This window comes from Microcoleus sp. Pol7_B2 (assembly GCF_036701035.1).
Taxonomy (GTDB): domain Bacteria; phylum Cyanobacteriota; class Cyanobacteriia; order Cyanobacteriales; family Microcoleaceae; genus Microcoleus.
The window spans coordinates 93,944-106,851 of record NZ_JAUBQB010000014.1 but is presented as its reverse complement, the minus strand read 5'-3'; the positions used below and the strand labels follow the sequence as shown (position 1 = coordinate 106,851).

The 12,908-nt window shown below is 42.6% G+C and carries 7 protein-coding genes and 1 pseudogene; 4 read left to right on the top strand and 4 right to left on the bottom strand.

Annotation, left to right across the window (positions count from 1 at the left end; translation table 11 throughout):
• Window positions 1-1,122, bottom strand: a pseudogene (locus tag QUA57_RS08415) (IS5 family transposase); the annotation flags it as partial.
• A gap of 361 nt (window positions 1,123-1,483) precedes the next feature.
• A complete protein-coding gene (locus QUA57_RS08410; protein WP_333060272.1) occupies window positions 1,484-1,942 on the bottom strand; it encodes an ABA4-like family protein in 459 nt (152 codons plus the stop codon).
• 178 nt (window positions 1,943-2,120) lie between these two features.
• On the opposite strand from QUA57_RS08410, the gene QUA57_RS08405 reads away from it, so the two are divergent.
• The gene (locus QUA57_RS08405) at window positions 2,121-3,131 is read left to right on the top strand and encodes a leucine-rich repeat domain-containing protein (RefSeq protein ID WP_333060271.1); all 1,011 of its coding nucleotides are present in this window, start codon (window positions 2,121-2,123) and stop codon (window positions 3,129-3,131) included.
• A gap of 370 nt (window positions 3,132-3,501) precedes the next feature.
• On the opposite strand, the gene QUA57_RS08400 is transcribed toward QUA57_RS08405, so the two are convergent.
• Entirely contained in the window at window positions 3,502-5,001 is a 1,500-nt protein-coding gene (locus tag QUA57_RS08400) for an NAD(P)/FAD-dependent oxidoreductase (protein WP_333060270.1), read from the bottom strand.
• A 70-nt stretch (window positions 5,002-5,071) separates the two neighbouring features.
• On the opposite strand from QUA57_RS08400, the gene QUA57_RS08395 reads away from it, so the two are divergent.
• The 3 genes from QUA57_RS08395 to QUA57_RS08385 all read left to right on the top strand — a co-directional run bounded on the left by QUA57_RS08395 (window position 5,072) and on the right by QUA57_RS08385 (window position 9,431).
• Window positions 5,072-6,766 carry a hypothetical protein gene (locus tag QUA57_RS08395; RefSeq protein ID WP_333060269.1) on the top strand — a complete coding sequence of 565 codons (1,695 nt, stop codon included), beginning with the start codon at window positions 5,072-5,074 and terminating at the stop codon, window positions 6,764-6,766.
• Window positions 6,767-6,949: 183 nt separating this feature from the next.
• Window positions 6,950-7,945 carry a pentapeptide repeat-containing protein gene (locus QUA57_RS08390; protein WP_333060268.1) on the top strand — a complete coding sequence of 332 codons (996 nt, stop codon included), beginning with the start codon at window positions 6,950-6,952 and terminating at the stop codon, window positions 7,943-7,945.
• Between the two features lie 154 nt (window positions 7,946-8,099).
• Entirely contained in the window at window positions 8,100-9,431 is a 1,332-nt protein-coding gene (locus QUA57_RS08385; protein WP_333060267.1) for a serine/threonine-protein kinase, read from the top strand.
• A gap of 275 nt (window positions 9,432-9,706) precedes the next feature.
• Here the strand turns inward: QUA57_RS08385 and QUA57_RS08380 are convergent, their stop codons facing one another.
• Entirely contained in the window at window positions 9,707-12,118 is a 2,412-nt protein-coding gene (locus QUA57_RS08380) for an ATP-binding protein (RefSeq protein ID WP_333060278.1), read from the bottom strand.
• Window positions 12,119-12,908: the final 790 nt, after the last annotated feature.

Below are 12,908 nucleotides of genomic sequence, written 5' to 3'. Positions count from 1 at the left end.
CATGCTCGGTTTTCCCGATTTCGGTAAATGCGATCTGCATGAACTGACTCTGGATAATACCCTGTGAAGCTATGATATGCTTCTATTTGTGCTTTTAAGTCTCTTGATTCGTTAAAATTATCCCAGCTCATCCTGTCTAAAAATATATATCCTTCAAAGCAACTGGCTGATAGTTTGGCTCCAAACTCTACGCTTTTTCCGGCTTTTCCTCTGACTATGGGACGGATATGGGGTTGGCTTAAACTTACTATTCTATCCTCAATGCTCTGTTTATTGTTATCAAATAACCATTGCTGTTGGCGATAGACCTCTGTGAGGACTAGCAAGGTTTTATATTGCTTTTTGCTCAGGCGTTCGAGAGTCGCACCTGACTCGATTAGCTGTTCAATATGAGCGAGGTTTCTTTTGATATATTGAAGTTGTTTTTTAATTGCCTGTCTTTTTTTGTGGCGGGATGGTCTTCTTTGTTTTGCTATTAATAAGTAATCTTTTCGGGCGATATTACGGTAGGTTCTTGGTTTTTTACTGGTTTGATATTTGATCTGTTTATACAGGATGTCTATAATTTTTTCGGTATGAACTCTGGCTTTGTTTAATAGTCCTAAGTCGGTCGGATAGGTAATGTCTGCTGGGGCCGAGGTCGCATCTATGATTAATTTTCCTCGATTGGGTGACTCATTTTTGGCGTCCGAATCCTTTTTTTTTTACTGGGGTGATGGAGCGCATTTTTTCGACCATTCGTTCATTCACTTTATTAATTAAGTTCGGACTAATTCTTTGGCGAAAGTGAACCAATAGTGATGGGTCAAATGGCAGCTCGTTACTGTAGCTTGAGTGACCGATAAAGTATTGCAGATACGGGTTTTCACGGATTTGTTCTACTGTTTCCCGATCACTAACCCCTAATTTTTCCTTAATAATTAATGCCCCCAACGCCATCCTCCATGATTTGGCTGGTGCACCCATTTCTGTGGGGAAGTTTTGAGCATATTCTGATTCAAATTCTGACCACGGTATTACTTGGGCCATCTTTACCCAACGGTTATCTGGTGACAATTTAGAGCCGTTGGCTAGTTCAAAGTCCAAGGGTGGGATGGGAGCAAGCTCAACCTTTTTGTACATGAGCTCAGGTGGTGATGCACGGGTTTTGACCTATTTTACCTGTTTATCTTGCACTTTATTCTCGATCACGCGCTCGAAACCTTTCGCGACGCAATATGCACTCGATTATTCAGCAAGCCCTACATAATTAGGTTCTGCCTCCAAGAGTGGATGATTGATATCAACTTTGTTTGATTCGGACTTGTATTAGCTCGAGTTCTGTTAGGTCGTAAGATTAAATGAACCGCGAAGACGCCAAGAGCGCGAAGGAAGAACTGCAAATTCTTCTTTCTCTTCCTTCGTGTCCTTTGCGCCTTCGCGGTTTAATCATTTCGATGCAACCGGATGCGAGCTAACATCCAAGGTATTAAAAACCCTCTGCCTAAACCGATGAAGTAACAGTTTCCGCCGCCTCAGAACTCGGGAAAAACCTTTGAGTAATCCAAGCAGTTACAATATGAGAAAGCAATCCCATCGGCCCAGCAAAAAAACACAAAGCCAAAGAATGAACCGTCCAAACTCCTGTCCGCTGTCCTTCCCAATAAATCCAGCGCCCGACAAACAAGTCCATCACTAAAAAATGTATCCATCCCGTAGCCGCCGCCGTTTCCTCCCCCAGAAACTTAGCAATATCTGCTAGCTTGGGATTGGACAAAGCAGCCGCATTTTCCGCAGTCAGACTGCTACCAAACAAATATATGTACAAAACGGCTAGCACTGCAAACGGAATAAAGGAATTCATCACTTTTCGGGTAATTCCCCAGTTGGGCAATAAAATCATAATTGCCCAGAAAGGCACAACGAACAGATTACCGGCATTAAAAATGAGTTCTGGTGTCATAGTTGGCTCTTGGCTCCTGCGAATGCAATTAAATTAAGGATGTTAAGATTACTTTACACAATTTTTGCTTAAATTTCTCAAAACCAGACAAAAATCTCATTCACAAATGAAATAGAATTGCTATACTTATCTAAAATTTTAAATCTCCCATCTAAAATCGATTAAGGCAGCACAGCCCATGACAAATTATAATAACTTTCCCGATTGGTGCCAGCAAAAAGAGAATCTCTCGCCCGACGCCAAACATACGGTAGAAATACTGTTGCAAATATCAGACACTTCCGAGTGCGATCTAGCCAACGCACTGCTTTCTAATACAACAGAACTTAACCTCAAAAATCTTCAAATTACCAATATCAGTCCCCTCTCATCTTTCACTAAACTTACTAATCTTATCCTCGGCAGCAATCGAATATCTGACCTCGCTCCCCTGCAATCTTTAACCAATCTGAAAACTTTGATTATGGATGTCAATCAAATATCAGATATCAGCCCGCTTTCATCTCTAATAAATCTGACTCAACTCGTTCTCGATACCAATCAAATCTCAGATATCAGTCCCCTAGCAGGGCTAACTAATCTTACCGCACTTGTCTTGTTTGACAACAAAATTTCCGACATCACTGCGGTGAAAAACTTAACTAACTTAAACGCGCTGATTCTCTACAACAATCAAATTTCAGATATCGCTCCTCTGGAAAATTTAACTGAACTCCAGACACTCTACCTTTACAATAATAAAATATCGGATATCACCCCGCTGGCTTCCTTAAAAAATCTGACTACGCTGTTTCTCTTCGGAAATGAAATATCAGACATTACTCCTTTGAAAGCTCTAACTAACTTAAATAAATTGGTTTTATTCCAAAATCAAATATCAGATATTACTCCTTTGACATCGCTCACTAATTTAATTGAACTCAACCTCGGTAACAATCAAATATCCGACATCAGTCCGCTGAAATCGTTAACTAATTTGACTGAACTTTATCTGTTCAACAACCCGATTTCGGATACCAGCGCGCTACAAGCTTTAAATAATTTATTTTTACTCGACTTGTACAACAATCAAATCTCTGATATCAGTTCCCTGCAATCTTTGCAAAAGTTAACTACCCTGGACTTGCGCGGGAATCCCATTGTTAATAAAATTTGCCCTGTCAATCCTGAATCTATATGCCGGTTTTAATTATTAAGGCCGAGGCAAGATGGCGGTTTATATAGTATAATGTTTAACGTCAATATCAGGAGAAAGTGATGAGCGGACACGATGCTTTAATGTTAGGATTGCTGCTGTTGCCAGGTTTGGCTTTGTCGATCGCAATTATGGGCGCTTTTGCCGCTGGTGGATAATCAGTTTTGGGAGCAGGCAGATTTTGTAAAAAGTAGTTTTTTCCTCGTACCCTGCCTCTGGCTGGGAACGCATTTCACTATTGCTCTGCCTCCTGTTTTTTTGCAAGCGAGGCAGAGCCTCTGGAGCTCGGTTCCCAGCCAGAGGCAGGGAACCAGTTAATTTCCCTTCTTCCTTCTTCCTTCTTCCTTCTTCCTTCTGGGATAACTTACAAAAATTGTGCTGTAACATCCGAATTTACTAAAGTATTCGCGCACAAAATACCCGATGCTGCGACGGCGGGGACGCCAATTCCCGGCATGGTGCTGTCTCCCACGCGATACAAGCCTTTGACTGGTGTTTGCGGCCCGGGAAATGTGCCTTTTCCGGCGGCAATTGCAGGCCCGTAAGTTCCTTGATATCGGCGTAAAAATCGGGCGTGGGTTAGCGGTGTGCCGATCGACTCTAAGACTATCCGCGATCGCAAATCCGGTATAATTCTTTCTAAAGCTTGAAACAGAGATTGCGATCGCTCTTGCTTTTTCTGCTGATACAATTCGCCATATTCCCAACCTTCGTAAGGTTCCAATGTATAAGCATGAACGGCGTGATGTCCGGGCGGCGCGAGAGTTGCATCCCACACTGTAGGAATCGAAATCATGCAAGTATTTCCGGGTACTGTAATGTCAATCTTGCTGTCGTGAACGACGACGTGGTGGCCGGTCAAACCTTCGAGTCCTTCGGATTTAATTCCTAAATGCAGGTGCATGAAACTGTCTACTGCTGGCATAGACAAAGCGTTTTTTCGGTAGCTTTCCGGCAAATCTTCAGGGCGCAGTAATTTTGTATAAGTATCCCAGATTGTGGCATTTGAAATAACGATTGGGGCGCGGATAATTTCGCCATTTTTCAAGCGAACGCCGGTGGTTTTGCCGGATTCAACTAATATTTGCTCGACGGCAGATCCCAGGCGCAATTTTCCTCCCCAGCGCTGCAAACCTCTGACTAAAGCATCGACGATCGCACCGCTGCCACCTACAGGATATTCGATCGCACAGCGCGATCGTTCGCCAATCATAAAAGCTATTTCCGGCGCGACAGTTCCGTGCGCTTTCAAACCCGACAGCAAAAAGCACTCCAAATCGATCAAACGCCGCACCCAAGGATCTCGCACATCCCGATCCATCAAGGAACCTGCTGAACCCGCGATCGCACCTACTAGCGGCAACAGCTTCAGCAAAGCAGGCGAGTACCGAGACAGCAAAACAGGTATCAACTGCCAGTCAGATCTCAGCGCTAAAGCCGGAATTCCACGCAAAGCTTCATACAAAACTAATAAGTTTTTTTGAAATTGCTGTAATTCTACAGCACCTTGGGGTGCGAACTTAGCTACAGCATCTAAGTAACTTCTCGCATTAGCATAAATTGGTAAACTTCCCTCTGGAAAATGGTAATGCCCCAGTGGATCGTAGGAAATTGCTGCGATCGATTCCTCCAAAACATCAAAAACTTGCCGCAAAGGATTGAACGACTGGGGGTCAGTCAAACCGCAATAAAAAGAAGGCCCCGAATCAAAGTGAAATCCTCGGCGCGAAAAGCTGTGAGCTGCCCCGCCCGCTATGATGTGGCTCTCGCAGACGAGCACCCGCTTGCCGTAGCGAGCTAGCATCGAGCCGGCGACTAAGCCCCCAATACCGCTGCCAATTACGATCGCATCAAAGTCTTGCATTTATCAAATGTGGTATAATTGTATTATTTCTTGCTGAGTGTTGACAGGGTATTTTTATGGGAGGAAAACTATGAAAGCTTTATCTATTTTAGATGAAGTTGTTCGCGAATTAGAACAAGACGTGAATCTCTCGCGCATAAAAAAAATAATATTTTTTGCTTGTAAAGAGTCCTGGGAAAACGATCCGGCGCAACTCGCCAGCGCAGATGTAAGGCTTTTAATTGAAGAGCTGTGCGCCAAATACAGCAGGTTAGAAGATATTGAAGCAGTTTTAAATAATATAGTCTCTAAGGTTAATAAAAAAACCGAGTATGCTTTAGTAGCAGACCTCATAGTCTGTCAACTTAGCAGGCTGTATGAATTTGAAGATTTCACCAAATTAGAAATAAACATATCTAGTTTTGGCGGTCAGGAAGCTCCCGCATTTGAAGAACACTTTAGTTCTGAAATACCCAGCAGCGAAGAAAGTGCAAGAAACCCCGGCAAATTATTTGATGTCAGACAAAAAATTTTGCAGCAAACAAATCCGCTGAGGGCGAAAATCCTAATTTTTTCTACTCTTTATCACCAGTTTACTTTTAGCGATCGCGATTGGCTACTGCTGAAAACTCAAGAACTTGACAATCTACTGCGACAACTGTTTAATGTCTGTGGCAGCCTAGCCGAACTCGAATCTCGATTGTACACAACTGCTAGCAATCTCGACAACAGAGATGAAAACGACCAAGCTGCAAGCGTAATCATTAAAGCGATGAATCCTTGTTACGCAAAAATGCAACAGGAAGAACCGGATGAAGCCGAATCTTCGGCTAGCGAAGATTACGATCAGACGCATTTAAACAACAGTGTTTATGAAGAGAGCGAGCTGGTAGACAGGCGCACCGATTATTTTGATCCAGGCGAGATTACTCACATCCTTCAAGCTGCTCCAGCTCACTATCATTATGACCCGCAAAAGAGTTACTTAGTGCCGGACACGGCAGAAACTGTACAGTTTAAAGAAGCCGAAACCAGCAATAATAATTATGCTACCGATTTCAGACAGGAAATGGTAGAAACATTCCCAGTTGCAGAAATGCCGACTATTATCGAAACTTTAGAACCGACGGCTCCTGTTATTATAAATATTAGCGATTCCATCAAACGCAAGTTGGAATTGGAAGAAGAAATGACAGAATTAGTCAGTCAAAGTGCTAACTCCGCAACGGCGCAAATAGAAAATATATTTACCAAGTTAGAAGCTGCTTTGAACGGAAAATTTTCTACGGGAAGTCCAGAGGAGCGTTTGTACTGGAAATATAAAAATCTCAGAGAATATGTAGGAAAAGTTCAGAAGTTTACCGATAAAATGCTGGAAATTTTGATCGAATTGGAGTCAAAAGAAAGCGGTAAATATCCTTATGAAATCACAGAAAACCTGGATGACAATATTTCAGACATACCGCAGGAAAACTCTAGCCATAAAGCAAATCAGTATCAGCTTTTGGAAATGGCAAAGCAAGGCAAACCAAAGGCGATCGCCCAATTGATTAATCAATTGCTACAGCCTAAAGGAATTGCTGCTACAGCGGGATTTAAAGACGGTTGGCTCCATGTTATTCTGGAGTCTGCTGAAGTACCAAACCAACAGGCTACAGCTACATACATTCACAAAAAACTGTGTACTTTAAAATCAAAATATCTTACTCATGTGAAAATTCACGGGCGACAGTTAGGTAACAAAACAGTCTTTTGGACTCAAGAATTTGTCAATCAAACTCATTAAATGCCCCAACTCAAGTCTGAGGCTACACCAACTAAGTCGGCCTGCGTCAACTGAAATTCAAGAAATTTCATCAAATTTCTCAGACTCAAGTCTGGGGCTACAAAAACTAAGTCCGCCTGCGCGAACAGAAATTTAAGCAGTCTAGAAATAGCAGATTGTACCTAATTAACAACAAAAACAGATATGAATGCCAGCGAAATTTTAAGGCGATATACGTCAGGAGAACTAGATTTTCAAGGTATGAATCTCCGAGGCGTATACCTGAGCGGTGCCGATTTAATTGGCGTCAATTTAAGCAGCGCTGACCTCTGGGGTGCAAACTTAGCGATGTCGTACCTGAGCCGAATTAACCTTCAGCGCGCAAATTTAACTAATGCAAAGCTGTGCGGTGCTAACTTAAATCAAGCAAACTTGAGCGGAGCAAATTTGTCCGATGCAGACTTCCACGGAGCGACTTTGCAAGGTGCAGACTTTCGCAAAGCTAACATCTCTTTGGCAGTTTTTATTGATGCAAATTTGAGCGATGCAGATATGCGAGGTGTGAATTTGCAAGGTGCTGATTTGCGCGGTGCGTGCTTGCGGGGTGCAAATTTGCGGAAGGAGCTGCGGCTTTTTGAGGGTGCAAATTTGCGGGGTGCAAATTTGCAAGGTGCAGATTTGCGGGGCGTCAATTTGCAAGGTGCTGATTTGACTAAAGCTAATCTCAGTCACGCTAATTTGACTGAAGCATTTCTGGGAGAAGCAAATCTGACTCAGGCAAATTTGAGCGAAGCTATTTTAGATGGCGTATTTTTGAGTGAAGCAACTTTGGTAGAAACAAATTTTTCCTGGGCTGTAATGGCTAATGCTAAGTTGGAAAGAGCTGTGTTACTTGATGCTGAATTGGCTGGCGCTAATTTGCGCGGTGCATTTATGACTGATGTAAAGTTGAGCAATGCTAATTTAATCATGGCTGACTTGAGTCGAGCTAATTTGGTGCGGGCTGATTTGAGTCGAGCTAATTTTAATCAGGCAAATTTGAGTGAAGCTGATATGACTGATGCTTACCTGGCTAGAACAGATTTGCGGGAAGCAATTTTGCACCGCACAACTTTGATTAGGGCAGATTTGAGCACGGCTAATTTATCAGGTGCTCAGTGGCGCGGTACAATTATGCCGAATGGAGAAATGCACGGGTAATTACTTATAGTAGCAATTTAAGGCGGTCACCAAAAGATTTAATCTTCGACCCTGTGATTTAACAAATATGAGTAAAAATGAGCTGGGTAGGAGAGCCGTCATTAATTTAATAGTTAAGGCTATTTTTTAGCATTCACAACTGGAGGGCAATGCTGTGTTAGATACAGGAAAAATTTTACAAGAACGTTATCAATTGCAACAGCGTTTAGGACGCACAGCGGCCGGCCATCAAACTTGGCTAGCAGTAGATTTAGAGTCTCAAGAACAGGTGACGCTGAAAATGTTAGCTTTTAGCCCGGAAATGCACTGGGAAGAACTCAAGCTTTTTGAAAGAGAAGCACAAGTTTTGCAGGCGCTAAATCATACCCGAATTCCTTGCTATCGAGATTATTTTTCCCTGGAGCGGGAAGCCGGAGCAGGATTGCCTTGGTTTGGGTTAGTGCAAGATTATATTCCGGGATTTTCACTTCAGGAATTGTTAGAAAAAGGCAAGAAATTTTCAGAAAAACAAGTACGAAAAATTGCCACTGAAGTGCTAGAAATTTTAATTTATTTGCATGAATTAAGCCCCCCTGTTTTGCACCGAGATATTAAGCCTAGTAATTTAATTTGGGGGGAAGATCAGCAGGTTTATCTAGTAGATTTTGGTGCGGTACAAGCTCAAGCGGCAGTGACAGGGGTAACGTTTACAGTGGTAGGAACGAGTGGCTATGCACCCTTAGAACAGTTTTGGGGGCGGGCGGTGGCGGCTTCGGATTTGTATGCTTTGGGAGCTACTTTAATTCATTTGTTAACGGGGATGACTCCTGCGGATTTGCCACAGAAAGATTCTCGGATTCAGTTTAGCGATCGCGTGAGTGTGAATCCCACTTTGGTAAGCTGGATTGAGAAGATGACGGAAATCGCCTTAGAAAAGCGTTTCAGCAAGGCTAGAGAGGCTTTAGCAGCTTTGAAATCGGGAAAAATACAAGGGGCTAATCTTCAAATTCCGACTGTTTGGAAAATTGCTAAACCACCTCGCTGTCGCATTCAACTTAGCAAATCAGCAACGGAGTTAAACATTAAAATTCCGTCTACTTTAGCCAGAAAGCCTTTTTTAGGTGCTTTTATAGGAATATTAACTATACTGCTATCTTGGCCGATAGTCTTAGCATATTTGCAAGTAAATGTCAGTATGGGATTAGGATTTTTTCCGCTTGTAGCAAGTATGTTACTTAAGATTTTGGGCAATGGTACTAAAATTACCTTTAACCGGAACTACTTTAAACTGGAACATCAGATATTTGGTTGGAGTTATTTAGGACAAAGGGGGGAAGTTTCTGAGATTTTGGGTGCTTTTCTATACAATACTTATCAGGGAAATCAAATCAGGATTCGTTCAGGTAACGAGAGGGGAACTTACTTTTATACTTTAGCAACAAATTTGAAAGAGGTTGAGGCGGCTTGGTTAGCGCAAGAAATTCAAGATTGGTTAAATTTAAGATAAATTTTTGTAGGACGAAGCCTTGGTGATTAATTTTTTTGTATAATAGACACCTCGCAACTAAAAATGGGTGACGCGCTCACTTATAGGGTGTCTAAAATACAGCAGATTCCAGGTTCATTAAGTACAGTAGCAACAGCTTGTAAACCAGACTGCTTGATCAAAAAAATGATGCTACTTTAAAAGAGTTATGCCAAGGCTTTCAAAAAAAGACCCGAATCAAAGTCAGTATATCTTATTACGCGATCGCCCCAAAAACATTGAATTTTAATTCAAATTTATCCTTTCACAGGCAAAACGATCGCAAACTCAGTGCCAATTCCTGGCTCGCCATTCACCTCTATGCTTCCGCCATGTTTTTCTACTGCAATCTGGTGGACAATTGCCAACCCCAATCCAGTTCCTTTGCCGACACCTTTCGTCGTGAACAAATGGTCGAATATCTGCTGTTTAACTTCCTCTTTTATCCCGGTGCCGTTATCAGCAATTTTAATTTTAATGTACCCTTCGCCGACTATATCCGTGCCAATCGTGATGCGGTTGGGGTGGGCGGTAATTTCGCTAAAAGTGCGTCCTAGATTTGACTCTTCTAAGGCATCGATCGCATTGGCAAGGATATTCATGAAAACTTGATTCAATTGACCGGGAAAACATTCGATTTTAGGGAGATTGCCGTATTTAGTTATCACTTCGATCTGCGGGCGGTGTTCGTTTGCTTTGAGACGGTGTTTCAAAATCAAAATCGCGCTATCAATGCCTTCGTGAATATTAAAAGGAACTTTGTAGTCTTTGTCGCCTCGGGAGAAGGTACGCAAACTGTTGCTGATGCTGCAAATGCGCTCGCACCCGAGTTGCATTGAATCAATCATCTTCGGTAAATCTTCCAAAAGATAATCAAGGTCTATCTCTTCGGCGTGGTCTGCTATTTCCGATTGCGATGCAGCGGAGCGATACAATTCTAAGTGTTCAATAACATCTTCCAAACTTCTTTTACCTTCGCTTAAATTCCCAGAAATAAACCCAATCGGATTGTTAATTTCGTGTGCGACTCCGGCGACTAAATTACCCAATGCCGACATTTTCTCATTTTGCACGATTTGCAGTTGTGCTTGTTGTAAATTTTTTAAAGTTCGTTCTAGCTGTTGATTTTGCTCTTGCAAAAGTTCGGCTGCTCGCTTGCGCTCAGTGGCGTCAACACCCAAACCAATAATCCCTATTGTCTCGCCATAGGAATTTTTTAACTGCACTTTCGTGATTTCTAAATTGTGTAGTTTGCCGTCAACCAATCTGAGAACTTCGCTGGAGTAATGCGGCAAATCTTGAGCAAGGCAGGCGGCATCGGAAACCAGACAGCCCGCTGCATTCTCCCCCAGTATATCTTTATAATGATCGACAGCTAGGAAATCGCTCAGAGGCACGCCCACCTCTTGAGAAAATGTCTTGTTCACAAACTGAACTTTACCACTGGGATTCACCATCCAAATCCAAATCGGAGCGACATCAAGAATCGCTTGGAGCATTTTTTTCTGATCGGCAAGCTGAGCTTCGGTTCGGCTAATTTTTACTAGCGATCGCTCTAATTGTTGGTTGTAATCCTGATATTTTTTATATAGCAGAGCATTTTGCAAACAGATGGCTGCCTGGGAACACAGGAGATTGAGAAGTTGCAGGCGATCGCGGGTAAAAACTCTTGCGGTTAAGCGATTTTCCAGATACAAAATGCCGACTAAGTTGCCTCGATCGAGAATCGGCCAACACAACAGGCTCTGCGGTTGGTATTTGAGGATGTAGGAGTCGGAATCCCAATCACGTTGTTGAGCGAGATCCCGAACAATCACAGGTTTCAATAAATTTTTAACGCAGTCAACAATTTTGAGGGGCAAGATATCGCTGTTGTCATCGAGTTTTGCGGATGATAAGTCGATCGCCCATTCGAGTCCTGAATTGTCGAGCGTGCTGGTAGCCGCGATTTCCCATTGATTGCCGTTTGGCAAAATCAGCGCTCCTTTGTCAGCTCCTGTATTTTTCATCGCCAGTTGCATCAGTTTGGCAATCAGTCGATCGAGTTCTCTTTCACTAGAGAGCGCTTGACAAGCTTTTAGCAGTGTGGAAAAATTCCCGAAATCTGAGACGCTCGCCGAAACAGACGGATAAATGGATGGATGAATGGATGGATGAAGCGATTGATTTTGCCCAGCCGGTGTTGAAAAATTTGCTAAGGGATTTGCAGGGAGTTTTGCGGCTTCTAAAATCGGTTTTAATAATTGAGGATAACGTTTTTCTAAGTCATCAATTTTTGCTCTATCTCCCCAGCGCACATAGCAATCATAGGCATCTATCATGTAAATTCGGGCAATTTTTTCTCTTCCTAATGACAGGTAAAACTTAGCAGCGAGTTCGCAGGCAAGAGCTTCTTCATTGACATATTCGTTAGCTTTAGCTCCGGTAATAGCTCGATCATACAGTTCCATTGCTTCTGCTGTCTGTCCCAAAACCCCCAGCAATTCTGCCTCAACCAGCTCGAACTTGTGTTGGTAATTAATCGGCGTATGGTGCGCGAATTCTTTGAGTTTTTTCTGACTAGCCCCAACGCGATTAAGGATTTGTTGGCGCTCCGCCGGTGTGGCATCTGCATAGATTGCCAAATCTGCCAGCGCATCATAAAAGTCGTGAATCATCGTTACTAGCATCAAAACACAATTCCCAAGATAAGGTTTGCCTCCATTTCCCCTGTCGATTGGCGGCGGATTACGGCTCGAATAGATCGCGAATCCTTAGCCTTTTTTGGTTAAAATTTATACACCTCCATTTGGCAGGTAACAGTCAAGATTAATTGAAAGATTGGAAGGTTTAATGTATTTGTAAATAACCGATCTGCGTTGGAGTTCGTCGAGAATATCTGTTCGGTTGAGGACTATTTCTACCGATCCCATGAACGGTCGCTAATACAACTTTTTTGGATTGTAGCAGCACCGCGTCCCGGAAATCCTCCCCCACAACGAGGTAGGTTTGAGAATTTTAGCGGCGGGTTGTCGGTCTTTCTCGCGCACGAACCGATCGATCGCTGATCGAGAATGTGTTTACAATTGCGCGATCGGGCGATCTCCAGGCATTACCGTAGTCAAATCTACTGCATTTATTCTTGCGTCCATATCGGCTGACCTCAACTCCGAAATTAGCTTGACAAAACTTAGTGTATCTATCTTAGGGCATAAACCGCATAATTTTTGATCACCCGATCGAAAATTCCAATTATCTGTGAATGAACAACATTTTATACTTTGGCGATCGCGATTAAAGCTTTTTACTTACGTATAAGTTTCTGCTGTTAATCTCAAATGCGATTCAATGAACGCGAAATACCGTAGAAACACTGCCTTATCATATATTGAAAAATACAATGGGTAATTAATTGAATTTAATATAGCTCGAACGCCCAAATTTCCGCTACGTCGGTCAAAAAGTTTTTATCTTAAAAAA

What these genes read in the sequence shown, in the direction of transcription:
- QUA57_RS08405 (WP_333060271.1), top strand. Translation starts at nt 2,121, where the DNA reads ATGACAAATTATAATAACTTTCCCGATTGGTGCCAGCAAAAAGAGAAT.
- QUA57_RS08390 (WP_333060268.1), top strand. Translation starts at nt 6,950, where the DNA reads ATGAATGCCAGCGAAATTTTAAGGCGATATACGTCAGGAGAACTAGAT.
- QUA57_RS08395 (WP_333060269.1), top strand. Translation starts at nt 5,072, where the DNA reads ATGAAAGCTTTATCTATTTTAGATGAAGTTGTTCGCGAATTAGAACAA.
- QUA57_RS08410 (WP_333060272.1), bottom strand. Translation starts at nt 1,942, where the DNA reads ATGACACCAGAACTCATTTTTAATGCCGGTAATCTGTTCGTTGTGCCT.
- QUA57_RS08400 (WP_333060270.1), bottom strand. Translation starts at nt 5,001, where the DNA reads ATGCAAGACTTTGATGCGATCGTAATTGGCAGCGGTATTGGGGGCTTA.
- QUA57_RS08380 (WP_333060278.1), bottom strand. Translation starts at nt 12,118, where the DNA reads ATGCTAGTAACGATGATTCACGACTTTTATGATGCGCTGGCAGATTTG.